General features: G+C 70.0%; 24 protein-coding genes. 10 read left to right on the forward strand and 14 right to left on the reverse strand.

Annotation, left to right across the window (positions count from 1 at the left end; all coding sequences use genetic code 11):
• Positions 1–41 precede the first annotated feature (41 nt).
• Positions 42–1,679 (reverse strand): peptide ABC transporter substrate-binding protein, encoded by a 1,638-nt coding sequence (locus H7H31_RS10940; protein WP_187063712.1) that lies wholly within the window; start codon positions 1,677–1,679, stop codon positions 42–44.
• A gap of 793 nt (positions 1,680–2,472) precedes the next feature.
• Here H7H31_RS10940 and H7H31_RS10945 point away from each other — a divergent pair.
• On the forward strand, positions 2,473–3,663 hold the full coding sequence (locus H7H31_RS10945; RefSeq protein ID WP_187063713.1) for a Cmx/CmrA family chloramphenicol efflux MFS transporter: 1,191 nt from the start codon (positions 2,473–2,475) through the stop codon (positions 3,661–3,663).
• Positions 3,664–3,821: 158 nt separating this feature from the next.
• Here H7H31_RS10945 and H7H31_RS10950 read toward each other — a convergent pair whose 3' ends face one another.
• Complete coding sequence (locus H7H31_RS10950) at positions 3,822–4,694, reverse strand: alpha/beta fold hydrolase (RefSeq protein ID WP_187063714.1); 873 nt, start codon at positions 4,692–4,694, stop codon at positions 3,822–3,824.
• 661 nt (positions 4,695–5,355) lie between these two features.
• Here H7H31_RS10950 and H7H31_RS10955 point away from each other — a divergent pair.
• Together H7H31_RS10955 and H7H31_RS10960 are read left to right on the forward strand one after the other, a co-directional pair.
• Positions 5,356–7,635: a catalase gene (locus H7H31_RS10955; RefSeq protein ID WP_187063715.1), complete on the forward strand. Its 2,280-nt coding sequence runs from the start codon at positions 5,356–5,358 to the stop codon at positions 7,633–7,635.
• Positions 7,636–7,851: 216 nt separating this feature from the next.
• The gene (locus H7H31_RS10960) at positions 7,852–8,121 is read left to right on the forward strand and encodes a DUF5133 domain-containing protein (protein WP_187063733.1); all 270 of its coding nucleotides are present in this window, start codon (positions 7,852–7,854) and stop codon (positions 8,119–8,121) included.
• A 97-nt stretch (positions 8,122–8,218) separates the two neighbouring features.
• Here the strand turns inward: H7H31_RS10960 and H7H31_RS10965 are convergent, their stop codons facing one another.
• The 5 genes from H7H31_RS10965 to H7H31_RS10985 form a co-directional block, all read right to left on the reverse strand.
• Entirely contained in the window at positions 8,219–8,410 is a 192-nt protein-coding gene (locus H7H31_RS10965) for a hypothetical protein (protein WP_187063716.1), read from the reverse strand.
• 263 nt (positions 8,411–8,673) lie between these two features.
• Positions 8,674–8,835 (reverse strand): DUF6879 family protein, encoded by a 162-nt coding sequence (locus H7H31_RS10970; RefSeq protein ID WP_187063717.1) that lies wholly within the window; start codon positions 8,833–8,835, stop codon positions 8,674–8,676.
• On the reverse strand, positions 8,822–9,418 hold the full coding sequence (locus tag H7H31_RS10975) for a Scr1 family TA system antitoxin-like transcriptional regulator (protein WP_315971651.1): 597 nt from the start codon (positions 9,416–9,418) through the stop codon (positions 8,822–8,824). Before H7H31_RS10975 ends, H7H31_RS10970 begins: the two co-directional genes overlap by 14 nt.
• On the reverse strand, positions 9,394–9,924 hold the full coding sequence (locus tag H7H31_RS10980) for a DUF6879 family protein (RefSeq protein ID WP_187063718.1): 531 nt from the start codon (positions 9,922–9,924) through the stop codon (positions 9,394–9,396). Before H7H31_RS10980 ends, H7H31_RS10975 begins: the two co-directional genes overlap by 25 nt.
• Complete coding sequence (locus tag H7H31_RS10985) at positions 9,908–10,114, reverse strand: hypothetical protein (protein ID WP_187063719.1); 207 nt, start codon at positions 10,112–10,114, stop codon at positions 9,908–9,910. The genes H7H31_RS10980 and H7H31_RS10985 overlap by 17 nt, the downstream gene beginning before the upstream one ends.
• Positions 10,115–10,388: 274 nt before the next feature.
• Between H7H31_RS10985 and H7H31_RS10990 the strand changes: the two genes are divergently transcribed.
• The 3 genes from H7H31_RS10990 to H7H31_RS11000 all read left to right on the forward strand — a co-directional run bounded on the left by H7H31_RS10990 (position 10,389) and on the right by H7H31_RS11000 (position 12,684).
• On the forward strand, positions 10,389–11,165 hold the full coding sequence (locus H7H31_RS10990) for a DUF6082 family protein (protein WP_187063720.1): 777 nt from the start codon (positions 10,389–10,391) through the stop codon (positions 11,163–11,165).
• Positions 11,166–11,349: 184 nt separating this feature from the next.
• Positions 11,350–11,919: a GNAT family N-acetyltransferase gene (locus H7H31_RS10995; RefSeq protein WP_187063721.1), complete on the forward strand. Its 570-nt coding sequence runs from the start codon at positions 11,350–11,352 to the stop codon at positions 11,917–11,919.
• Between the two features lie 201 nt (positions 11,920–12,120).
• Positions 12,121–12,684, forward strand: coding sequence for a GNAT family N-acetyltransferase (locus H7H31_RS11000; RefSeq protein ID WP_187063722.1), 564 nt, complete (start codon positions 12,121–12,123; stop codon positions 12,682–12,684).
• Positions 12,685–12,710: 26 nt separating this feature from the next.
• Here H7H31_RS11000 and H7H31_RS11005 read toward each other — a convergent pair whose 3' ends face one another.
• Both H7H31_RS11005 and H7H31_RS11010 read right to left on the reverse strand, forming a co-directional pair.
• Complete coding sequence (locus tag H7H31_RS11005) at positions 12,711–12,911, reverse strand: DUF397 domain-containing protein (protein ID WP_187063723.1); 201 nt, start codon at positions 12,909–12,911, stop codon at positions 12,711–12,713.
• 10 nt (positions 12,912–12,921) lie between these two features.
• Positions 12,922–13,824: a helix-turn-helix domain-containing protein gene (locus H7H31_RS11010; protein ID WP_232109789.1), complete on the reverse strand. Its 903-nt coding sequence runs from the start codon at positions 13,822–13,824 to the stop codon at positions 12,922–12,924.
• Positions 13,825–13,914: 90 nt separating this feature from the next.
• Between H7H31_RS11010 and H7H31_RS11015 the strand changes: the two genes are divergently transcribed.
• The 4 genes from H7H31_RS11015 to H7H31_RS11030 all read left to right on the forward strand — a co-directional run bounded on the left by H7H31_RS11015 (position 13,915) and on the right by H7H31_RS11030 (position 16,202).
• Positions 13,915–14,307 carry an ATP-binding protein gene (locus tag H7H31_RS11015; protein ID WP_232109790.1) on the forward strand — a complete coding sequence of 131 codons (393 nt, stop codon included), beginning with the start codon at positions 13,915–13,917 and terminating at the stop codon, positions 14,305–14,307.
• Positions 14,304–14,540 (forward strand): hypothetical protein, encoded by a 237-nt coding sequence (locus H7H31_RS11020; RefSeq protein ID WP_187063725.1) that lies wholly within the window; start codon positions 14,304–14,306, stop codon positions 14,538–14,540. The genes H7H31_RS11015 and H7H31_RS11020 overlap by 4 nt, the downstream gene beginning before the upstream one ends.
• A gap of 148 nt (positions 14,541–14,688) precedes the next feature.
• The gene (locus tag H7H31_RS11025) at positions 14,689–15,519 is read left to right on the forward strand and encodes a DUF1206 domain-containing protein (protein ID WP_187063726.1); all 831 of its coding nucleotides are present in this window, start codon (positions 14,689–14,691) and stop codon (positions 15,517–15,519) included.
• A gap of 320 nt (positions 15,520–15,839) precedes the next feature.
• Entirely contained in the window at positions 15,840–16,202 is a 363-nt protein-coding gene (locus tag H7H31_RS11030) for a hypothetical protein (RefSeq protein ID WP_187063727.1), read from the forward strand.
• A 235-nt stretch (positions 16,203–16,437) separates the two neighbouring features.
• Here the strand turns inward: H7H31_RS11030 and H7H31_RS11035 are convergent, their stop codons facing one another.
• The 5 genes from H7H31_RS11035 to H7H31_RS11055 all read right to left on the reverse strand — a co-directional run bounded on the left by H7H31_RS11035 (position 16,438) and on the right by H7H31_RS11055 (position 22,341).
• Positions 16,438–17,604: an ABC transporter ATP-binding protein gene (locus H7H31_RS11035; protein ID WP_187063728.1), complete on the reverse strand. Its 1,167-nt coding sequence runs from the start codon at positions 17,602–17,604 to the stop codon at positions 16,438–16,440.
• The gene (locus tag H7H31_RS11040) at positions 17,597–18,655 is read right to left on the reverse strand and encodes an ABC transporter ATP-binding protein (RefSeq protein WP_187063729.1); all 1,059 of its coding nucleotides are present in this window, start codon (positions 18,653–18,655) and stop codon (positions 17,597–17,599) included. The genes H7H31_RS11035 and H7H31_RS11040 overlap by 8 nt, the downstream gene beginning before the upstream one ends.
• 11 nt (positions 18,656–18,666) lie before the next feature.
• Positions 18,667–19,674 (reverse strand): ABC transporter permease, encoded by a 1,008-nt coding sequence (locus H7H31_RS11045; protein WP_187063730.1) that lies wholly within the window; start codon positions 19,672–19,674, stop codon positions 18,667–18,669.
• Complete coding sequence (locus tag H7H31_RS11050) at positions 19,667–20,593, reverse strand: ABC transporter permease (RefSeq protein WP_187063731.1); 927 nt, start codon at positions 20,591–20,593, stop codon at positions 19,667–19,669. The genes H7H31_RS11045 and H7H31_RS11050 overlap by 8 nt, the downstream gene beginning before the upstream one ends.
• Before the next feature lie 116 nt (positions 20,594–20,709).
• Positions 20,710–22,341: a peptide ABC transporter substrate-binding protein gene (locus tag H7H31_RS11055; RefSeq protein ID WP_187063732.1), complete on the reverse strand. Its 1,632-nt coding sequence runs from the start codon at positions 22,339–22,341 to the stop codon at positions 20,710–20,712.
• Positions 22,342–22,656 lie beyond the last annotated feature (315 nt).

Here is a 22,656-nt window from a genome sequence, read left to right on the forward strand (position 1 = left end):
CCGGGCGCTCCGGCCGGGGCGTGGGCGCGCCGAGCCGGGCGTCAGCCGACCTTGATCTCGTTGTAGACCGGCACGCTGAACGCGTTCAGGCGTACGTCGCTGAGCCGGTCCGAGTAGCCCGCGTTGCCGTTCTGGTACCAGAGCGGGATGCCGGGCATGTCCTTGGCCAGCACCTTCTCGGCGTCCTGGAAGAGGCTGACGGCCTTGGCGCTGTCCGACTCGGCGTTGGCCCGGTCCACCAGGCCGTCGAACTCATCGCTGCTGTACCCGCCGTCGTTGGACGAGGCGTTGGTGTAGAACATCGGCTGCAGGAAGTTCTGGATCAGCGGGTAGTCCATCTGCCAGCCGGCGCGGAACGGGCCGCGCATCTGCCGGTCGGTGATCTTGTTGCGGAAGTCGGCGAAGGTGCCGATGGAGGCGCCGACGCAGGCGTTCTCCTTGTCCAGCGCGTTGTTGATGCTGTTGCACACCGCGTCCACCCAGTCCTTGTGGGAGCCGGTGTCGGCGTTGTACGTGATCGTCATCTTGCCGCCGGGCAGACCGCCGCCCTCCTCGATGAGCTGCTTGGCCTTCTTCGGGTCGTACTCGCACGCGTCACCGCACAGCCCCGCCTTGTAGCCGCCGTCGGCGCCGAGCACCGGTGAGGTCCAGTCGGTGGCCGGGGTGCGGGTCTTCTCGAAGATCCGCTCGGTGATCTGCTCGCGGTCGATGGCCATCGACAGGCCGCGCCGCACCTTCTCGGAGCCCGCCTTGCTCCACCGCTTGTCGTACGTCGGGAAGGTGAGGGTCTGGATGATGCCGGCCGGCTGGTTGATGTACCGGTCGCCCAGGTCCTGCTTCACGTTCTTGAGCTGCGCGGCGGGAATGTCGTCGGCCAGGTCGAGGTTGCCGCCCTGCAGGTCGGTGTAGGCGGTGCCGACGTCGGTGTAGACCCGCAGCTCCACGCCCCCGTTCTGGGCCTTGTCCGGCCCGCCGTACTTGTCCCACTTCTTGAGCCGCATGGACGTGCCCTTCTTGTACGAGTCCACGCGGTACGGGCCGTTGCCGACGGGCTTGCTCACCCAGGCGTCGTGGTTCTCGAAGAAGGCTCGGGGCAGCGGCGCGAACGCGGCGTAACCCAGCGTCTCGGGCCAGGTCGAGAACTTCTGGGTGAGCTGGACGGTGAAGGTGGTGTCGTTCTTCACCTGGAGCCCGGACAGCGTCTTGGCGCTGGCCTTTCCCGAGGTGGGGTGGACCTTGTCGTACCCCTTGATGTACTCGAAGAAGTAGGCGTTCTTCTGCTTGTTGTCGAGCAGCGCGCCGTAGTTCCAGGCGTCCACGAAGGACTTGGCGGTGACCTTCTCGCCGTTCTGGAAGGTCCACCCCTTCTTGATGGTGACGGTGTAGTTCTGCGAGTCCTTCGTCTCGATCTTCTGGGCCAGCATGTCCTGGGCCTTGCCGGTCTTCGGGTCGTACCGCTTGAGCCCGCGGAAGATCATGTCCAGGACCTTGCCGCCCTGCACCTCGTTGGTGTTCGCGGGCTCCAGCGGGTTCTGCGGGTCCCCCCACGAGGACCGCACGGTGCCCGTCCCGTCGCCGCCTCCGCCGCCGCTGTCCCCGCCTCCGCCGCCACAGCCGGCGGCCACCATCGCGGCGGCCAGCCCACAGACGGCCCACTTGGCGCGCCTGACTCCGCGCATGGAGCCTCCTCAAGGTCCCGAAGCACACTTAGGACCCGATATCACCCCGCGCGATCTTGCCCCGCACGCCGAGCGCGGCTATCCGGGTCGCGGACTGGGCCACGTGGGTTGCGCTGCCGCGCGGGGCCGGAGTGGGGAATGCGCTGCCGCGCGGGCGGCCGGGGTGCGGGGTGCGCTGCCGCGCGGGCGGTCGGGGTGCGCTGCCGCGCGGGGGTGGAGTGGGGAGTGCGCTGCCGCGCGGTCGGTCGGTCGGTCGGTCGGTCGGTCGGTCGGTCGGTCGGTCGGGGTGCGCTGCCGCGCGGGGCGGCCACGTAAACGCGTGGACGCCGCGACCGCCGTCCCGTTACGCTGCGGCACCATGTCCAGCCCCGAGGCGTCCAGACGCTAGCCACCGGTCATCCGGTGGCTTTCCGCGTTGCCGCACCGTAGCCCCGCCCGCACAGGGCCCGGGCTCCGTCGGCCGTGGTGGACGCGTCACCCGCCCCGCGCGTACGGGGCCGGGCCGCGCTCGCCGTAGCGGGCTGCCTCCTCGTACGCGACGTCGCGCACGGCACGCCATCGGATCACCGCGTTACGGGCTGTCTCCCCTTACCCCAGCCGTCGGCGCGCCCGGTGCCCGCGGCGGTGGGTCGTGCGCGCGGTGGCCGCGCGCCTCCCGGTCGGGTCGCCGAGCCGATGCGCTCGCGCCCTGCCGTGGCGGCGCCGCGGCCCGCCGCCGTGCCGCCGACCGCCGCCGCCACCCGGCACCGGCCTTCCGATGGTTCCGATCCATCCGATGCTTCGGAGTCTCGCCGTGCCCTTTTCGCTCTACATGCTGGGCCTCGCGGTATTCGCCCAGGGAACCTCTGAGTTCATGCTGTCCGGCCTGTTGCCGGACATCGCCCGTGACCTCGACGTGTCCGTCTCCACCGCGGGGACGCTGACCTCGGCGTTCGCCGTGGGGATGATGATCGGCGCGCCGTTGATGGCGCTGGCCAGCATGCGCTGGTCGCGCCGGCGCGCGTTGCTGGTGTTCCTGAACGCGTTCCTGGTCCTGCACGTGATCGGCGCCGTGACCACGAGCTTCCCGGTGCTGCTCGGCACCCGGGTGCTCGCGGCGCTGGCCAACGCCGGCTTCCTCGCGGTGGCGCTGGCCACCGCGACCAGCCTGGCCCCGCCGAACGCCAAGGCCCGCGCCACCTCCGTGCTGCTCGGCGGCGTCACCGTGGCCTGCGTCGCGGGCGTGCCCGGCGGCGCGCTGCTCGGCCAACTCTGGGGCTGGCGGGCCGCGTTCTGGGCCGTGGCCGTGGTCTCGGCGCCGGCCGTGTTCGCCATCGTGCGGGCCGTGCCCGCGACGGCGGGCGCGGCGGCGGGCCCGGTCAGCGCGCGCCGAGAACTGCGCGCCCTGCGCGCGCCGCGGCTCTCCGTCGTGCTGCTGCTCGGCGCGTTGGTCAACGGGGCGACGTTCTGCGCGCTGACCTACCTCGCCTCGGTGGCCACCGAGGTCACCGGCCTCGGCGAGGGGTGGTTGCCGGTGTTGCTCGCGCTGTTCGGCGTGGGCTCGTTCCTCGGCGTGACGCTCAGCGGCCGGGTGGCCGACAGCCGCCCGGTGCCGCTCCTGCTGGCCGGTGGCGCGGCGCTGCTCGTCGGCTGGGCCGCGTTCGCGCTGACGGCCGGCAGCGCGGTGGCCACCGTCGCGTTCGTGCTGGTCCAGGGCACGCTGTCGTTCGCCGTCGGCTCCACGCTGATCGCGCGGGCGCTGTACGCGGCGGGCGCGGCCCCCACCCTCGGCGGCAGCTTCGCCACGGCCGCGTTCAACGTGGGCGCCGCGGTCGGCCCGGCGGCCGGCGCCCTGGCCATCGGCGCGGGCGCCGGTTACCGCGCGCCCCTGTGGGTCAGCGCCGTGCTCGTCGCCCTCGCGTTCGCCGTGGCCGGCCTGGCCACGGCCGTACGCCGCCGCTCCGCGGCCGACCCCGACGCGCCGGCACCGGCGCCGACCGCCTGAGTCCGAGGCCGTCCGAGGGCGGCCGTCCCCGGTCGGGACGGCCGCCCCGTGGGCCGGTCCGACGTGCTGAGCGTCGCCGCCGGCCGACCGCGCCCGCCGTCAGCTACCCGGTGCGTCCGCGTTCCCGGAGGGCGGGCGAGGGGCGGCCCGGGGCCGGTTCACCGCTCGGGCGGCGGGGCGAGGAAGTCCGCGAGGGAGGAGGCGAGCGCCTGCGGCGCCTCCTCGGCCACGTGGTGCCCGGAGTCGATGCCGTGGCCCCGTACGTCCGGTGCCCACTGCCGCCAGATCCGCAACGGGTCCCCGTACAGGTCCTCCAGGTCGTCCCGCAGCGACCACAGGGCCAGTGCCGGGCACCGGACGCGCCGCCCGGCGGCGCGGTCCTCCTCCTCGTGTCGCCGGTCGACGGTGAGGCCGGCCCGGTAGTCCTCCAGCATCGCCCGCACCACGTCGGGGTTGCGCGTGGCCGCGCGGAACTCGTCGTGGTTCTCCTGGCCCATGCGGTGCGGATCGCCGTGGTACCAGCGGTCCGGGTCGGCGTTGATGACCCGCTCGGGGATGTCCGGCTGGGCGAAGAAGAACCAGTGCCACCACTGCGTGGCGAACTCGGTCGTGATGCGGGACAGGTGCTCGCTGATGGGCAGGCAGTCGATCAGCGCCACCCGCGAGACCGTGTCGGGATGGTCGAGCGCGAGACGCAGCGCGACAGCGCCCCCGCGGTCGTGCCCGGCGAGCGCGAAGCGGTCGTGGCCCAGGGAGCGCATGACCTCGACCACGTCACCGGCGACGGCCCGCTTGGCGTACCCGGTGTGGTCCGCGGTGGGCGCCGGGCCGGTGGACCGGCCGTAACCCCGGAGGTCGGGGCAGACCACGGTGAAGCCGGCCTGGACGAGGAGTGGGGCGACCCGGTGCCAGGTCGCGGAGGTCCGTGGGTGGCCGTGCAGCAGTACCACCGGCGGCCCCTGACCGCCGTACCGCACGAAGATCGACGCTTCGCCGACCCGGATCTGCCTGGCCTCGAAATCCTCGAACAAGGCTCGCACCTCCGCCCTCGTTGACCCACCGTTCGCCGCCGCTGTCGGCCGGGAGCGACCCCGCCCACCGGGAGCACCGGGACCGCCGGGTCCATGGGGACCACCGGGCCGACCGGCGGCGTGGGCCGGCCTCCTCGTCGGCGGGCGCCGGACTGACACAGCCTCCCTCCTGCCCCCGACGGCGCCATGGACACACCCGCCTCGTCGCGACGCGACGCCGGAGGCCACCGACGCTGTCGCCTGCCGGCGGGGAAGAGGGCCCACCCACCCCGCCTGGTGGGGTTCGTCTCACCGCCGCACGCGTGAGCCGCGTACGGGCGGGTACTCGGGCCGCCGTGTTTCCCTTCGACCGCGTTTCCGCCCCCACCCACCGATCGGCCGCGCCACGGCCCTCGCCGGCCGCGAAGCGGCGCCCGGCACGCCCGGCGCGTCCATCGCGGCGTACCCGCCAGTCGGCTTCGGGCACGCCGCCGGCCGAGCGCGCCGGGCCCGCTTCGGGTCCGCGCCCCCTCACCCAGCAGGGGCCGCACGCTCGTCCGGGCGCGCGCCGCCTGGCTGAACTCGCCGGGCGCTCTCGTTTGTCGACCGGTCCCCACGGTCAAGGCTGTGACGTTGCCGCTCTCGGTACCGCACCACACCGCCCCCCAGGCACGGAGGAATGATGGGCAAGTCCAATCCGATCAAGGCAGCGGCCGAGAAGCTGGCCGACGCGCTGCGCGACGTCCCCGGCCCGGCCGACGGCATCCCGGGCAAGCCGGGGCCCGAGACGCCGCCGGTCGACGAGCCGACCGAGCCCCGCGGCCCGCTGCCGCCCAAGCCCGACCAGGGCTCCCCCGCCACCGTCTCCCCCACCGGGCAGCCGACCGGCGCCGACCCCGGGGACGTGGCGCAGGCCGGTTCGTACCTGACGACCGCGCAGGGCACGCGGCTGTACGAGACGGACAAGTCGCTGAAGGCCGGCCCGCGCGGCCCGGTGCTGCTCCAGGACCACCACCTGCGCGAGAAGATCACCCACTTCGACCACGAGCGCATCCCGGAGCGCGTGGTGCACGCGCGCGGCGCGGCGGCGCACGGCGTCTTCCACGGCTACGGCACGGCCAGCCAGGTGACCAAGGCCGCGTTCCTGGCCAAGGACGTGGCGACGCCGGTGTTCGTGCGCTTCTCCACCGTGCTGGGCTCGCGCGGCTCGGCCGACACCGTGCGTGACACCCGCGGCTTCGCGACGAAGTTCTACACCACCGAGGGTGTGTGGGACCTGGTCGGCAACAACATCCCGGTGTTCTTCATCCAGGACGCGATCAAGTTCCCCGACATCATCCACGCCGGCAAGCCGCACCCGGACCGGGAGATCCCGCAGGCGCAGAGCGCGCACGACTCGTTCTGGGACTTCGTCTCGCTGCACACCGAGGCGGTCCACCACACCCTGTGGAACATGTCCGACCGTGGCATCCCGCGCTCCTACCGCACGATGGAGGGGTTCGGCGTCCACACCTTCCGGCTGGTCAACGCCGAGGGGAAGACGACGCTGGTCAAGTTCCACTGGAAGCCGAAGCTGGGCGTGCACTCCATGGTCTGGGAGGAGGCGCAGATCGCCGGCGGCGTCGACCCCGACTTCCACCGCCGCGACCTCGCCGACGCGATCGAGGCGGGCGCGTACCCGCAGTGGGAGCTGGGGATCCAGACCTTCCCCGACACCCCGGAGCAGATGTACGAGGGCATCGACCTGCTCGACCCGACCAAGATCGTCCCGGAGGAGATCGCGCCCGTGCAGCCGATCGGGCTGCTGACGCTGAACGCCAACCCGACCAACTTCTTCGCCGAGACCGAACAGGTCGCCTTCCACCCCGGCCACCTGGTGCCCGGCATCGACATCACCGACGACCCGCTGCTCGCCGGGCGGCTGTTCTCGTACCTGGACACCCAGATCACCCGGCTCGCCGGCCCCAACTTCGGTCAGATCCCGATCAACCGCACGCACGCGCCGGTCAACGACATGCTGCGGGACGGCTTCCACCAGGACGCGGTGCACCGAGGCGTCGCCCCGTACCGGCCCAACTCGCTCGACGGCGGCTGCCCGTTCCTGGCCGGCGCGGACACCGGCGCGTACATCGAGGTGCCGGCCGAGGTACCGGCGGCCCGCAAGGTACGGGAGTCGCCGGCCACCTTCGAGGACCACTTCAGCCAGCCGAGGCTGTTCTGGCAGAGCATGACGGACGTGGAGCGCGAGCACATCATCGCCGCGTACACCTTCGAGCTGGGCAAGTGCTACGAGAACGCGGTCAAGGAACGGCAGCTCAGGGTGCTGGCCAACATCGACCCGGAGCTGTGCGAACAGGTCGCCACCGGCCTCGGCCTGCCGGTGCCCGAGCCCACCGAGGAACTCACCCCGGTCCGGCCGAGCCCGGCGCTGTCCCAGTTGGGCCAGAGCTGGCCGCTGGACGGCCGGATCATCGGCATCGTCACGGGTGGCGGCGGCGACCTGGACGGGGTACGCGCGGTGCGCCAGGCGGTGCTGGACGCGGGCATGGTGCCGCTGGTCGTGGCACCGTCGGGCGGCCAGCTCGACCCGAACGGCGACCCGATCGCCATCCAGCGCTCGTTCGCCACCGCCCGCTCCATCGAGTTCGACGCCCTCCTGCTGGCCGGCGTGCCGGGCCCGGGCGCGGACGGGTACGGGGCGCGGGACGCCAAGGCCGGCGACGAGTCGGCGCGCGCCGCCGCCGCGACCGACCCGCGGGTGCTGCTGATGCTCTCGGAGGCGTACCGGCACGGGAAGGCGATCGGCGGCTGGGCCGGCGCCGACACGGTGCTTGCCGCGGCCGGCATCCCGGCCGACGCGCCGGGCGTCGTGGTGGCCGAGTCCGGCGACGCCGCCCTCGACCGCCTCACGGAGTTGCTGCCCCACCACCGGGTCTGGGAGCGGTTCGCCCCCGCCATCTGATCCCCTCGCCCACGACACGGGGCCCGCGGCCGACCAGGCCCGGGCCCCGTGCCGTTGCGTTCTGTGACCGTGCCGCGCCGTGCTGTGCCGTTCCAGGCGTCCGGTGCCACCCGTGGGACGAGTTTGCCGGGCCGCGATATCGAAAGGAGTACGCCGTGGGTGCCCCGGGTACCCGAGGAGCGGACGTCGATCGTCCCCAAGCGAAAGGAGACGCACGTGTTGATGGCCCACCCCGCGGTCCTGCAACGGCTCGTCGAGCAGTACGAGGCACTGCGCACACTCCACGCGGAGGCTGGAGACGAGGCGGCACGGCAGCGCATGGACGATGTGGCCTACACGCTGTGTGTCTCGACCGGCACCCGCGACGTGGACACCGCGCTGATCACCGCCCGCTACCAGCTCCCCGGCGCCCGCGTGCAGGACGACTCCCTGCTCGCCAGCGACGGCGACGCGGAACCGGCACAGCCGGTCCCGGGCGGCGTGTAACGACCGCCGCCCCCTCGGTAACCCCAGCGCCCGCGTGCCACGGCACGCGGGCGCTGGGTTGTTTCAGCGACTCACGGGGGCGGGCTCGGCCAGGGAGCTACGCGTCCCCGTCGCCCCCGCCCGGCTGCGGCTCCCGGGGCGCCTCCGGCGGCATGGGCCCACCGTCGTGCTTGCCCCCGTCGTCCTGGGCGACGGCTTCCAGGTCCCTGGGGTGCCGAAAGGGAATTCCCCGCCACCCTTCCGCGTCGGGTGTGCGGTTCTCGTACGTCTCGACGGTCGCACCGCTCATCCACCAACCTCCTCTTTCGCCAGCGACCACGCCGCCGTACCGTCGATGGCATGGCCCGTCGGGCCACAGGGGGTTCCTCTGTGGCGGGTCCCCCGCTCCGGCGCTCGACCTGTCCAGGGCTCCACCGCCGGGGCGGGCGTCGCACTCGCCGCCGCTTGGCCACCGGGAATGGGTAGCGGGGCCAGCGGGGAGAAGTATGTGATTCCACACGTGCACGGCCTTGGGCGGGACGAGACGTGCGGCGCTAGTTTGGCCGCGTCGCGCTAACCCGGCTCGTACTCCCCGTGCGGCGTGGCCCGTTCCCACACCAACTCGAACGCTTTGCGCACGAGTTGAACCACTTCCGGCTCCGTGCGCCACTCGCGGTCCACGACATCACCCGCCCCGGAGAAGTACGTGAACAGCACCGACTCACCGTCGAACATCCACAGGTCGGTGCCGGGCAAGGGGATGTCGGCGGCCTTCCGGCGGGGCAACCAGCGGACCAACGGACTCGGTAATCACGAAGCGGAAAGTGCGGCCAGTCGCAAAAAGAACCTCCTGCCGGAGAACGCGTGCGCCCATCATCTTCTCCAGAACTCCGTCCGTGTAGCCATGTCGACCGAGGACAGCACGGGCGTACTCGGGGGTTTGCAGCAGGCCCGGGACGCAGGCTGGCTGAAAAAGTCGCATGAGGGTGGTCTGAGCCTCTATGGCCCGGATCTCGTTCTGATGCTTGTGAACGCCGGTGCGCCGGTATATGCGCCACGCCGTTGCCTCCGTGGCTGCCTGGCGAGCCACTTCGGCCAGTCGCGCCTTGACCTCCTCAGACACCTCCAGAGCCGAGAGGATGCGCTCCACGTCGATGAGGCTGGGCGCGAGGACACCGTTCTCGATCTTGCTGAGCTTGCTGGGAGACATGACAGCGCTACGGGCCACCGCCTTGGCCTGCTTCCCACTGGCCGCGCGGAGGTCCCGTAGCGCTCGACCGATATGGACGCCTTTCACGCCGGCTTGTGCAGCTCCCACCAGTCCCGGAAGGGGACAGCGTGGCTCATGGCAGCGTCACGCCGCTCCAGCCACTCGTGCGCTTGTTTCTCGGGGACGAGTTCCGCGCCCAGGAAATCGCCGCCATCGCCGTACCGCATGGTGACGACGGTCCGTTCGTCGAACGTCCAGAAGTCCGGCGCGTCCGACAGCGGGTTCGGTTCGTCGGTCGTGTCGAGGATGAAGAACTCCTCCCCGGCTTCCTGGTTCCGCACGTACCCCCAACCCAACTCGAACCGCAGGTAGTCACTCAGCGGCCGGGCGAGGACATGCACCCGGTACATGCGCTTACCGGCTTGTGTGGCCTCTCGTACGGTCGTCACCCACCCAGCCGACTTGTACGCCGCTGGCTGCGGTTCGCCGGCCAGGAAGGCGCGATAGGCTTCCACTCCGCCCGACTTGCTGTAGTCGTCCAGGGTCTCCAGTCGGAACGCTTCCCGCTCGAAGCTCGTGAAGAGTTTTCCGAATGCGTCAGGCGAGATGTTCACGGGCCACCCTCAGGAGCAAGGAAATCGGGACACGGACGACGGTCTCGTTGTCCGGTAACTGCATGGTGGCGAGCGCCTCCTCATCGTCCACCTTGAAGCCCTGGACAAGGACGTTCTCCGATTCCGCTATGCCCCACACGGTCGGGCAGGGCCCCTCGTCGCACTCACTGGCGAGCTGCTTGATCGTCACCGGTTGCCCCCTGTCGATTGGCGTCCGGGACGATCCTCGCAACCGCCCAGCGGGTGGGCAAGCCACCTCAGTTGAGAGAACGGGAAACCGGGAATCCGACGCGAACGGTGCCTGCCCCCGCTCCCGCTCGGCCGGGCGCGCCCACCGGCCGGCTCGCGGCGTCGGTGGCTGCACGTAGGCTGCGCCCTGGTTCAGTCCGCCGAGGGGGCGGGCGGCGCGTGGGGGGTGCGTTCACCTGATAGCTGCTCGTCATCGTCCGGCGAACCCACCTTCGGTGGCTCGCCGGACCGCCAGGGGTCTGGCATGGGTCGCCGCCACGGCGGCCGTGCTCGCGGTGCTCCTGTTGTCGCCGTTCGTGCTGGAGGGTGTCTCCGACGCCAGGGATGTGGACTGGAACAGGCTGAGCCAGGTCGGCGCGGCGTACGGGTTCACGTCGGCCGTCGTCTCGGCGCTCGCGTTGGCCGGTGTCGCCGCCTCGCTGATCGCGCAGAACCGGCAGGCCAGGGCCGAGCAGATCCACGGAATCCGCGGGTACTACCTGGAGCTGGCCCGCATGGAGCTTGACGACATGGCGCTCTACCAGCCTGTGTGGGGTGACACGGACATCGCCGAGGTCCACCAGCGCAAGCGCCATGTCTACGCCGACCTGATGATGAACTACGCGTGGATGGGCTACGAGGTCGGGACCATCCCCGAGCCGCTGCTGCGCGACATGCTGGCCGGGATGTTCACCGGAGAGGCGGGGCGACACTACTGGGAAAGGGCCCACGCCTCGTGGGCCGCCAGTGCGTCCGGGAGCCGCGTCGGTCGTCGTTTCCTGGTCATCGTGGCCGAGGAGCACGCCCGCGCTGTCGCCTCCGGTCCTCCCGTACGCTCGGCCGCTCCCCCGGACCCACCGGACCCACCGGACGTGCCTCCCGCCGGAACGCCCTCCGCGTGGCAGGCGGCGATCGGCACCCTGGTCGGCCTGGGCACCGGCCTGGCGCTGGGATCGATCGTGCGCAGTCGCAGTCGCAGTCGCAGTGGCAGTGGCAGTGGCAGCCGCCGCTGAAGGCCGGCAAGGCGGGGGCCGCGACCACGGCGCTCCGGGCGGCGCTGACGGCGTCGGAGCCACCCCGAAAGATTCCCCCTTGTCTCAGCGCACCGCATGGGAGACGGTAAGCGCTGGTCAGTGGGTGGGTGAGCTACCCGGGGGAGGCGTACGCGGGCAGTCGCGTGCGCGGTGAAGGAGAGCGATGTTCGCGATATCACTGGGGGACGACGGCGCGGAGCTGCGCCCGCTGGAGCCGTGGAACGCGGAGGAGTACTTCGCGCACATGGAACGGTGCCGCGAGTACGTCACCCGCTACGTCCCCATGCCCGACCGGGCCACCGACGTGGAGACGGCGCGCACCTTCCTCCAGGCACGCGCGGACAACGCGGCGGCCGGCCACGGGGGTTTCTTCGGCATCTGGTCGCAGGGCACGTTGGTCGGCGGCGTCCTCTTCGTCGCCCTCGACGCGAAGATGGGCACCTGCGAGGTCGGCTGCTGGCTGGAGGAGGAGGCCGTCGGTCGCGGTCTGATCACCCGTGCCATGCGGCACCTCATCGACTGGGCCGTGGACGAGCGCGGCATCCACCGCGTCGAGTGGCAGGCGGCCACCCCCAACACGGCCAGCATCGCCGTGGCCAAGCGCCTTGGCATGACGCGCGAAGGGGTACTTCGCGGCAGCTTCCCGCACCGCGGCGAGCGCCTGGACATGGAGGTGTGGTCGGTACTCGCCCCGGAATGGCGCGCGCACCGCGACACGCTGACCCGCCGCTGAGCCCCGACCCCGCCGCCCCGCGAGCCGCCGGCCACGGGCCGAAGTCGGGGCCGGGGCCGGCGGGGTACGCGCTCGCGCACGCGTATTTCGCTTGATCCACATCGGGTTCGCGCGAGACGCTGACCGGTGGTCCGCCGGGCGGGCGGGCCGCTGGTTGGCAGGACGCCACAACACAGCACGGTCGATACGGCAGGGGGCGCGATGTTCGCGAAATCGCTGGGGGACGACGGCGCGGAGCTGCGCCCGCTGGAGCCGTGGCGCGCCGAGGAGTACTTCACCCACATCGAGCGCTCCCGCGAGTTCATCGGCCGCTACATCGGCCTCGCCGACGCCGCCGCCGACCTGGACTCGGCCCGCGCGTTCCTCCAGTCGTACGCGGACAAGACGGCGGCCGACGGCGGTCGCATCTACGGGATATGGCTGGACGGCACGCTGGTCGGCGGCGTGCTGTTCCGCGTCTTCGACGCGCGGGAGGGGACCTGCGAGGTGGGTTGCTGGCTGGAGGAGACCGCCACCGGACGTGGCCTGGTCACCCGCGCCATCACCGTCCTCATCGACTGGGCGGTGGACGTACGCGGCATCCACCGCGTCGAATGGCAGGCGGACGCCGCCAACGCGGCCAGCCTCAAGGCCGCGCAGCGCCTCGGCTTCGTGCGCGACGCGGTGTTGCGGGGCAGCTTCGCGCGCGGCGGTGGCCGCCGCGACGTCGAGGTGTGGTCGGTCCTCGCCCCGGAGTGGCGCGAGCGCCGCGCGTCCCTGACGTAGTCGCTGGCGTTGGGCTTCCCTCGCCGTCAGCGCGCCCCGTCGGCGAACTGGCCCCGCTTGACGGCAACCAGCAGCGCGCGGAGCGCGGGGCGGCTGGTGGTGATCACCGTGGCGGGGTCGGTGCTTTCGCGGAGGTGTGGACCGCTGGTGGAGCTGCCGGCTATCTCTACGCACGTGTCCGAGCCCGGTTCACTGAAGCTCGACTTGCGCCAACGCAACTGGTTCATCCATGCCTTCCTATAGCAAGGAGTACAAGATTCGCTGGATCAGTCCCAGCGAGTCCTTCACACGGTGTGCCTCTGGCTGCACGGATGCGTCCACGGGAGGCAGCGCCCTATCGCTCAGGCTAGCGAACCACTGGTTGTACCTGGAAAGCGAGTCACTATCTCCTAGGTACAGCGACTTCTCAACGTGTCCAACGACAACCGTGCTCAGCTCGACCTCTGCGGGCACGGCAAGGGTGAAGGACGTGCCGAAAGCAACCGGGCCATCGAACGGCAGGATCTGGATAGTCACGTTGGGGCGCCGTGAGCCTTCGATGAGGAAGGCCAACTGTTCTCTCATGATCGAGCGATCACCAAAGGTCGCATGCAGCGCAGCTTCGTGGATGACCGCGTGGAAATGTGGAGGCGCCCCGCCCTCCATCGCCTGCCGACGCCGCATACGGAACTCGATATCAAGATCCTGCTCCTGCGGCGAAACGCGGGCATAGCCTCCCCTGAAACCCGCCGTAGCGTACGCCGCCGTCTGGAGATGCACCGGGATGAACATGGGCTCGTAGATCAGCAAGCGCTCAGCCCTAGACTCCAAGTCGGCGATGTCCAGGAGCGACGGTCGGACGCGGTTCCGATAGGAGTCCCACCACCCTCCGCTCGCGCCTTGATCCAACTCGACCAGCGCATCAATATACGTGTCACCTATCCCTGTCACGGCGTCAGCAAGACGGCGGAGCCGCTCCCGCGACAAGCTAGTCCGTCCAGCTTCCGCATTACTCAAATGCGACTGGCGAGTGCCCACCAGCTCAGCGGCTTCTGTCACCGACAGACCGGCACGCTCACGGAGCTTGCGAACCTCTGCCCCGAACCGACGTTGCCGATAGCTGGGGTTGCTCCTCAGTCCCACGATTTCCACCTCGATCACTCAGAGCGGTTGTACACATGTCACGCTACTCGCTACCTTGAGTATGGCGCCAGTCACAGCAGGCACTCAACTGGAGGCTGCCATATGCGCATGCCTGAACAACCCTGGTCCTACGGCCTGTTCATCCCCCACGATCCGCGAGCCGTCGCCGTCGTACGGGCCACGGTGCGCAGCGTGTTGCGGGCCGGGGAACTCAACTCGCTCGTCGACAAAGCCGAGTTGCTCGCCTCGGAGCTGGTGACCAACGCGTACCGCAACGCGCACGCCGACGCGTTCGTCAGCATGGACTGGCAGCCGGGCGACTTCCGGCTGACCGTCTGGGACACGGGGGCCAGGCTGCCCGTGCCGCGCACGGCGGCGGACGGTGACGAGTGCGGGCGCGGGCTGGCCATCGTGGAGGCGGGCTCCGACGACTGGGGTGTGGAGCGGCACGACGGCGGCAAGGCCGTCTGGTTCTCGCTCAAGCCCCCGCACAGCGGATGAACGCCGACCCCACCCAGCGGGCGTCCGGCGTCTACGACGGCGATCCGGACTGGCTGGACACCTACCGTCGCGCGATCTACGCCACGCTGGTCAGCGACCCGGAGCGGGCGCGGCGGCTGGAGCACCTGCGACAGGTCTTCGCCGAGGCCGACTGCGTCGAGAACGCCAGATGGGCCGCGGTGCAGGTCGGCGTGTTGCTGGACGCGGCGCACCGGGAGGCCGTCGGCCGCTGACCCGGCCGGCCGCGGGCCGCCCGAGCCCCCGTGGGCCCGGGCGGCCCGACATACTCCGTACGGCCGTAGAGCGACACTTACCGTTAGGCCGGTACGGACCGGGGCATCCGAGAGGGGTTCACCCACCCCTGAGCCCTGGAGGTACGAGATGGGTACGGTCAGCGCGGTACGAGGCGGCCGAGGCGCGGCCCGCAAGGCGGCGAACAGTTCGGCCATGGACGCCGCCGCGCGCTGGGGGCTGGCCGCCCGTGGTGTGCTCTACGTCCTGGTCGGGCTGCTCGCGCTGCGGCTCGCCTTCGGCGGCGGCGAACAGGCCGACAACGGGGGCGCGCTACGCGAGCTGGGCAGACAGCCCTTCGGCGCTTTCCTGATCTGGGCCGTCGGCATCGGCATCGCGGGGCTGGCCCTGTGGCGGCTGTCGGAGGCGCTGTTCGGCGCGGCCGGGCCGGACGGCCGCAAGGCCCGTAAGCGGGCGATGTCCGCCGGGCGCGCCGTGTTCTACGGGTTCATGGCGTACTCCATGATCTCCTTCGCCATCAAGGACCAGGGCAGCGGTTCCAGCGACAAGAAGTCCCGTGACGTGACGGCCGACGCCCTGGGCTGGCCGGCCGGACAGTGGCTGGTGGGCATCGCCGGGCTCGTGATCGCGGGTGCCGGCGTCTGGATCGTCGTCCAGGCCGCGCGCCGCTCGTTCCACAAGCACCTCAAGCACGCCCAGATGTCGCGGCGCACCCGGAAGGTGATCGACGTGCTGGGCGTGGTCGGCGGGGTGGCGCGTGGCGCGCTGTTCGCCGTGGCCGGCGTCTTCGCCGTACGGGCCGCACTCGACTACGACGCGAGCCAGGCCAAGGGCATGGACGACACCCTGCGCAGCTTCGCCGACACCCCGGCCGGCCCGTGGCTGCTCGCGGCGATCGCCGTGGGCCTGGTGCTGTTCGGCGTCTTCTCGCTGGCCCTTGCGCGGTGGCGGCGGGTGTGAGGGGTGCGGGGCTCGCACCCGGCGGGCCTCGGCCTGGCCGCGCGGCGGGCGAGGGGCCGTCCGGCCTGGGGTGAGCCGCCCCCGGGGCGGATGGGGGCGCCCGGTCCCCGAGCAGCCCCGAAGGTGTACGCGCGCCGGTGATCAGATAGACACGGTGTCGGTACTGAACCCCACCCCGGACGAGCGACAAACCTGGCTGTACCGCCTTGGGCCACCTCGCCGACGCGGCAAACTGAGCTTCGGGCGCCACAGACATGCGATGAGCGGACCAGTGGCAGCCCCGCGATCTGCTGCGTTCGGCACGACGGAGGAACAGCACGATGAGCACTCAGCCCATAGAGCCCCCTGGCGATGACGAGCCGCTGATTCCGATGCCTCCGCTCACGGAGCAGGCGCTCAGGGTGGCCGTTCGCACCTTGGGTCTGGGGGCGTCGGTCCGCTGCGAGGCAGAGTTCCACGACGCGTGGCAGGAAGCGGTGCAGACCGACAGCACCGTGCCGATGCACACGTTCCTGCATCGCTGGGCGGTCTTCGTAGCCCTCCGGCGCTACCCGGAGCGTGCACGACGGCTCGATGAGTTGGAGCACGCGGTGGCCGCGACGGACAACGTCGAGGATGCCCGTCGAGCCTCGGCGCGGATCGGCGTGCTACTCGACCAGGCGTACCGCGAGGTCGCCGCGTGAGCGACTGGACGTGGGAGTACCTGCCGGACGCGGAGCACGTGATGGGCAGGCTGGCCACCGCCGGCTCGTGACCCCAGCGGGGGCTCCTGAACTCCGAAAGACGCGAGGGCGCCCGGGCCGGCATTCCGGCCCGGGCGCCCTCGTCAGGGACAGCCCGTGCGACCCTCGCCGCGGCGGCGAAAGGACCAACCCCCGCCGAAGCGGCGAGTTCACACCCTCGCCTCAGCGGCGAGCGTCACGCGTGGACGACGTCCTTCTCCTCCGCGAAGTGGCACGCCGACTCGTGGGCCGCGGGGGTGTTCTGGCCGACGAACCGTTCCGGGATCGCGAGCAGCGGCACCTCCTTGGCGCACTTGTCCTCCGCCTTCCAGCAGCGGGTGCGGAAGCGGCAGCCGGAGGGCGGGTTGGCCGGCGAGGGGACGTCTCCGGAGAGGATGATCCGCTCGCGGCCGTCGCGGGCCGAGGGGTCGGGGACGGGGACCGCCGACAGCAGCGCCTGGGTGTAGGGGTGCGTCGGGTGGTCGTAGATCTCCTCGTCCGTACCGATCTCGGCCATCTTGCCCAGGTACATCACGCCGACCCGGTCGGAGATGTGCCGGACGATGGACAGGTCGTGCGCGATGAAGATGTAGGACAGGTTGAACTCGTCCTGGAGCTTCTCCATGAGGTTGATGACCTGCGCCTGCACCGACACGTCCAGCGCCGAGACGGGCTCGTCGCAGATGATGATCTCCGGGTTGAGCGCGAGGCCGCGGGCGATGCCGATGCGCTGGCGCTGGCCGCCGGAGAACTGGTGCGGGTACCGGTTGATGTACTCCGGGTTCAGGCCCACCACGTCGAGCAGGTCCTGCACCTTGCGGCGCCGGTCGCCCTTGGGCGCGACCTCCGGGTGGATCTCGAAGGGCTCCCCGATGATGTCGCCGACCGTCATGCGCGGGTTCAGCGACGTGTAGGGGTCCTGGAAGACCATCTGGATGTTGCGGCGTACGGCCTTCAGCGCGCGCCCGGACAGCTTGGTGATGTCCTGGCCCTTGTAGAAGACCTCGCCCGCGGTCGCCTGCTCCAGCGTCATCAGCAGCTTGGCGACCGTGGACTTGCCACAGCCGGACTCGCCGACGATGCCCAGCGTCTCGCCCTGGTAGAGGTCGAACGAGACGCCGTCCACGGCCTTGACCGCGCCGATCTGGCGCTTGAAGAGGATGCCCTGGGTCAGCGGGAAGTGCTTGACCAGGTTGCGCACCTGGAGGATCGGCTCGCCGCGCTCGACGGGTGCGTCGAGTACGGCCTCCACCTCCTCGACGGACGCGGCGTCGACCACGTCCACCTCGGTCACGTTCGGGGTGGTGTCCCGGGGCGCGCCCTTCTGGTCGGCCGCCTCGTCCTTCTTGGTGGGGTCAGCCATGGATCGTCTCCTTCCAGAAGTGGCACGCGCTGCCTCGGCCCGGCAGGTCGGTGCCGTCCCGCTCGGTCACGGGGTGCAGGATCGGCACCTCGCTGCGGCAGATGTCCTGCGCCTTGGGGCAGCGCGGGTTGAACGCGCAGCCTGGGGGAATCCGCGTCAGGTTGGGCGGCAGGCCCTTGATCGCGTAGAGCTCCTGGCCCTTCTGGTCCAGGCGCGGGATCGAGTCGAGCAGGCCACGGGTGTACGGGTGCGCGGGGCGCTTGTACAGCTCGTGCACGGGCGCGGTCTCCACGATGCGGCCCGCGTACATCACCGCGATCTTGTCCGCGACGTCGGCGACCACGCCGAGGTCGTGGGTGATCAGGATGAGGCCCATGTTGTACTCGGCCTGCAACTCCGCGAGCAGGTCCATGACCTGGGCCTGCACGGTCACGTCGAGCGCGGTGGTCGGCTCGTCCGCGATGATCAGGTCGGGCTCCAGGGCCATCGCCATGGCGATCATGATGCGCTGGCGCATACCGCCGGAGAACTGGTGCGGGTAGTCGTTCACCCGGTCCTTGGCGGCGGGGATGCGGACCCGGTCCATCAGCTCGATGGACTTGGCCTTGGCGGCCTTGCGGGACATCCCCTGGTGCACCCGGAACATCTCGCCGAGCTGGTAGCCCACGGAGAGCACCGGGTTCAGCGAGGACAGCGCGTCCTGGAAGATCATCGCGATCTTGCGGCCGCGGATCTGCCGGCGCTCCTCGTTGGACATGGTCAGCATGTCCTCGCCGCGGAACCGGATCTCGCCCTGCGGGATACGGCCCGGCGGCATGTCGAGGATGCCCATGATGGCCTGGGCCGTCACGGACTTGCCGGACCCGGACTCGCCGAGCACGGCCAGCGTCTCGCCGGCGCGGACGCTGTAGTTCACCCCGTTGACGGCCTTGACCAGGCTGTCCCGGGTCTTGAACTCGACGTGCAGGTCCCGGACTTCGAGGAGCGGGGTCTTGCCGTCGTCTTCGATGCGCCGACTGGGGGCGCTCGCGGTCTTGTCGATGGTGGTCACGTACGCCTCCCTCAGCGCAGCTTGGGGTCGAGGGCGTCGCGCACCGCGTCGCCGAGCATGATGAACGCGAAGACGGTCAGGGTCAGCATGCCGGCCGGGAAGAACAGGGCGTGCGGGTTGTTCCGCACCACCTTGGACGCGGACGAGATGTCGATACCCCACGAAACCGTCGGCTCCGCGAGCCCCATGCCCAGGTAGGACAGGGTGGCCTCGGCCGAGATGTAGCCGCCGAGGGCGATGGTCGCGACAACGATCACCGGTGCCATGGCGTTCGGCAGGATGTGCTTGATCAGGATGCGGCTGGTGCCGGCACCCAGGGCCTTGGCCGCGACCACGTAGTCCGCCTGCTTGGTCGTGATGACCGAGCCACGCATCACGCGGGCTATCTGCGTCCAGCCGAGGAAGGCCAGCGCGCCGATGACGACGGGCACCGAGCGGTCGGTGAACGCGTTCAGCACGACGAGCGCGCCGAGCAGGAACGGGATACCGAAGAACACGTCGGTGATGCGCGAGAGCAGCGCGTCAAGCCAGCCGCCGAAGTAGCCGGCGAGCATGCCCATCAGGCCGCCGACGATGGTCACGATGACCGTGACGCCGACGCCGACCTGGATGGAGGCGCGGGTGCCGTAGATGACCCGGGCGTAGATGCTGCGGCCCTGGTTGTCGTAGCCGAACCAGTCCGCCGTGAAGAAGCTGCCCAGCTCCGGCTTCTTGAGGAAGTGGTTGGTCAGGTCCGCGTCGCGCGGGTCGGCGCTGGTGAACCAGCCCGGGAAGAGCGCGATGAAGACCAGCAGCACCACGAGGAAGCTGGAGATGATGAAGTACGGGTTGCGCCGCAGGTCGCGCCAGGCGTCGCCCCACAGGCTGCGGGCCTTCTCCTCGCGCACCTTGTCCTCGAGCGACGGGCCGGCGGCCGGTGCCTTCGGGCTGGTGGGGGTCGCGCCTCGATCTGCGGCGACCGCCGCGTTGCCGGCGCGGGTCCCGGGGCCGGACTGCGGGTTGTCGTAGATCTCAGGCATAGCGAATCCTCGGGTCCAGGACCGCGTACAGCAGGTCGATGATCAGGGACATGGCGAGGTAGACGAAGACCAGGCAGGTCACGATGCCCACCACGGTGCTTCCCTCGCGTCGGACCAGCCCCTGGTACAGAGCGCCACCCACGCCCTGGACGTTGAAGATGCCCTCGGTGACGATGGCGCCGCCCATCAGCGCGCCGAGGTCGGTGCCGAGGAAGGTGACGACCGGGATCAGCGAGTTGCGCAGCAGGTGGTTGACGACGATGCGCCGCTTGGGCAGGCCCTTGGCGAGCGCGGTGCGCATGTAGTCGGCCCGCAGGTTCTCCGCGACGGTGGTACGGGTCAACCGCGCCACGTAGGCCAGCGAGAGGGAGCCGAGCACGATGCCTGGCAGCACCAACTCCTGCATGTTCATGGAGTCCTGGACCGTTGGTGTGGTCCACCCCAGTTCCGTGCCGAACACCGTCTGGAAGATGTAGGCCAGAACGAAGACCGGGATCGAGATGACCAGCAGGGTGAGGATCAGCACCCCGCGGTCCACGATCTTGCCCCGCTTCATGCCGGCGAAGACGCCGAGGACGAGGCCGAGGATCATCTCGAAGAGGAGCGCGATGATGGCGAGCCGGATGGTGACCGGGAAGGCGTCCGTCAGGATCTCGGAAACCGGCCGACCGCCGACCGTCTTGCCGAAGTCCGCCTGGAACAGGCCCTTCATGTAGTCCAGGTACTGCTGCCACAGCGGGTCGTCGAGCCCGTACTCATGACGGAGCGCGGCGAGCTGGGTGGGGTCTGGCGCCTTGTCACCCCACAGCGCCCGGATGGGGTCGCCGGGCAGGGTACGCACCATGACGAAGATGAGAAAGGTTGTCCCGATGAAGACCGGGATCATCTGGAGCAGTCGCCGCGCGACGTATCGCCCCATCGTGCCTCCGTTCTGGGGTCGGCCGAAGGCAGCCGCGCTCCAGGTAAGGAACCGGCTGCCCCCGTGGCCCGAGGGGCGCCCGGTTCGGGGCGCCCCTCGGCATCAACGTCCGACGACTACTTCTGCTTCACCGTGATGTCGGTGAGGATCGGGTCGCCCTTCTGGTTGAACTTCACGTTCGAAACGTTCTTCGAGTAACCAGCGTTGACCTTGTAGTACCAGAGCGGAATGGCCGGGAAGGTGTTCTTGAGCTGCTGCTCGGCCAGGTTGTACTCCTTGGCCGACTCGTCCAGCGTCTTGGCGTTGTCCGCCTTCTTCACCAGGTCATCGAACTTCTTGTCCGAGAAGGCGCCCTTGTTGCCGGCGACGCCGGTGCCGTACAGGTCCCGGAGGAAGTTGCCGTTGAACGGGTAGTCCAGCACCCAGCCGGACCGGTACATCGACTTGACCTGCTTGTTGTCGCGGGCCTCCAGGTCGGCCTGGAAGTCGGCCTTGGAGTCACCCACGCACTCGACGCCCACGGACTTGCGGATCGAGCCGCACACCGCGTCGACCCACTCCTTGTGGCCGCCGTCGGCGTTGTACTGGATCTTGATGGCGTTCTTCGGGACGCCACCGCCCTGCTTGATCAGGTCCTTGGCCTTGGCGGGGTCGAACTTGCAGAACTCGCCACAGGCGTCGGCCTGGTAGCCGAGCACGCCCTTGGCGACCCAGCCGGTGGCGGGGACGCGGGTGCCCTGGAGCACCGTCTTGGTGATCGTCTCGCGGTCGATCGCCATCGACAGGCCCTGGACGACCTTGACGTCGATGTCCTTGAACTGCGTGTTGTAGAACGCCGGGTTGATCGTCTGGATCGCCGAGTAGTCCTGGTCGATCGCGCGGTCGCCGAGGTCGCTCTTGTAGTTCGGCAGGTCGTTCGGCGGGACCTGGCGGATCACGTCGACGTTGTCGGAGACGAGGTCCTTGTAGGCCGCCTCGGGCTGCGAGTAGTTCTTGAAGATCACGCCGCCGTTCTTGGCCTTGTTCGAACCCTGGTAGTCAGGGTTCGTCTCGACCTCGATCTGCTTGTTGTGATCCCACTTCACGAACTTGTACGGGCCGTTGCCGACCGGCTTCTGGCCGTAGCCCTTGGGGTCCTGGAAGAAGCCCGAGGGGAGCGGCGAGAAGACCTCGTAGCCCAGCTTGTACTCGAAGTACGGGACCGGCGAGACCAGCTCGATGGTGAAGGTGGTGTCGTCGACGACCTTCAGGCCCGACATCTTGTCGGACTTGGCGTCACCCTTCTCCGGGTGGACGTCCTCGTAGCCCTTGATGTCGGCGAACCAGGAGCTGTTCTGCTGGTTGTTCTTCGTGGCAGCGGCCCAGTTCCAGGCGTCCACGTACGACTTCGACGTGACCGCCTCGCCGTTGTGGAACTTCCAGCCCTTCTTGAGCTTGATCGTCCAGAGCTTGCTGTCCTTCGTGGTGACGGACTCCGCGTTCTCCTTGACGATCTTGCCGGTGCCCGGCTCGTAGTCAACGAGGCCCTGGAACAGCGACCGGATGACGGCGCTGCCGTACGACTCCATCGTGTTCGCCGGCTGCAGCGGCTTCTGCGGCTCACCGTTGTCGAAGACGACCTTGCCACTCTTGTCGACCGGGCCGTCGTTGCCGCTGTCGCTGTCACTGTTGCCGCCGCCGCAAGCCGTCGCGGCCAGCGCCACGACCGCCGCCATCGCGACCCACTTGGCGCTACTGGCACCGCGCATGGGATTGCCTCCTCAGGAGTCCACTGTCACTACGAGAGAGGGCACCGGATACGCGCTGACACCCCTGACAGCGACATAAGACCCGGCACCCCGAGTGTGCTCGTAGGTCGGCGCTCCCCACAGCGCGTGACCCATTGACCCGAGCTCAATGGACCCCATGATTGAGCACGCCTGGCCCGTAAACCACACTTAAAGGGTCTCGCTTTGGTCACATCACCCGGGGACGGAGTACCGAAATCCGGACAAAGGCATCACAGACAGACACCCCCGAAACGGACTGTTAATACAACATCCGGAACGGCTTCACCGATATCC

The sequence above is a fragment of the Streptomyces buecherae genome (assembly GCF_014295035.1).
Classification (GTDB): domain Bacteria; phylum Actinomycetota; class Actinomycetes; order Streptomycetales; family Streptomycetaceae; genus Streptomyces; species Streptomyces youssoufiensis.

Bases quoted from the DNA above. Each gene is read 5' to 3' on its own strand.
- H7H31_RS10940 (WP_187063712.1), bottom strand. From the start codon at position 1,679: ATGCGCGGAGTCAGGCGCGCCAAGTGGGCCGTCTGTGGGCTGGCCGCC.
- H7H31_RS10955 (WP_187063715.1), top strand. From the start codon at position 5,356: ATGGGCAAGTCCAATCCGATCAAGGCAGCGGCCGAGAAGCTGGCCGAC.
- H7H31_RS10965 (WP_187063716.1), bottom strand. From the start codon at position 8,410: ATGAGCGGTGCGACCGTCGAGACGTACGAGAACCGCACACCCGACGCG.
- H7H31_RS10970 (WP_187063717.1), bottom strand. From the start codon at position 8,835: ATGTTCGACGGTGAGTCGGTGCTGTTCACGTACTTCTCCGGGGCGGGT.
- H7H31_RS10995 (WP_187063721.1), top strand. From the start codon at position 11,350: ATGTTCGCGATATCACTGGGGGACGACGGCGCGGAGCTGCGCCCGCTG.
- H7H31_RS11000 (WP_187063722.1), top strand. From the start codon at position 12,121: ATGTTCGCGAAATCGCTGGGGGACGACGGCGCGGAGCTGCGCCCGCTG.
- H7H31_RS11005 (WP_187063723.1), bottom strand. From the start codon at position 12,911: ATGAACCAGTTGCGTTGGCGCAAGTCGAGCTTCAGTGAACCGGGCTCG.
- H7H31_RS11015 (WP_232109790.1), top strand. From the start codon at position 13,915: ATGCCTGAACAACCCTGGTCCTACGGCCTGTTCATCCCCCACGATCCG.
- H7H31_RS11020 (WP_187063725.1), top strand. From the start codon at position 14,304: ATGAACGCCGACCCCACCCAGCGGGCGTCCGGCGTCTACGACGGCGAT.
- H7H31_RS11025 (WP_187063726.1), top strand. From the start codon at position 14,689: ATGGGTACGGTCAGCGCGGTACGAGGCGGCCGAGGCGCGGCCCGCAAG.
- H7H31_RS11030 (WP_187063727.1), top strand. From the start codon at position 15,840: ATGAGCACTCAGCCCATAGAGCCCCCTGGCGATGACGAGCCGCTGATT.
- H7H31_RS11035 (WP_187063728.1), bottom strand. From the start codon at position 17,604: ATGGCTGACCCCACCAAGAAGGACGAGGCGGCCGACCAGAAGGGCGCG.
- H7H31_RS11045 (WP_187063730.1), bottom strand. From the start codon at position 19,674: ATGCCTGAGATCTACGACAACCCGCAGTCCGGCCCCGGGACCCGCGCC.
- H7H31_RS11050 (WP_187063731.1), bottom strand. From the start codon at position 20,593: ATGGGGCGATACGTCGCGCGGCGACTGCTCCAGATGATCCCGGTCTTC.
- H7H31_RS11055 (WP_187063732.1), bottom strand. From the start codon at position 22,341: ATGCGCGGTGCCAGTAGCGCCAAGTGGGTCGCGATGGCGGCGGTCGTG.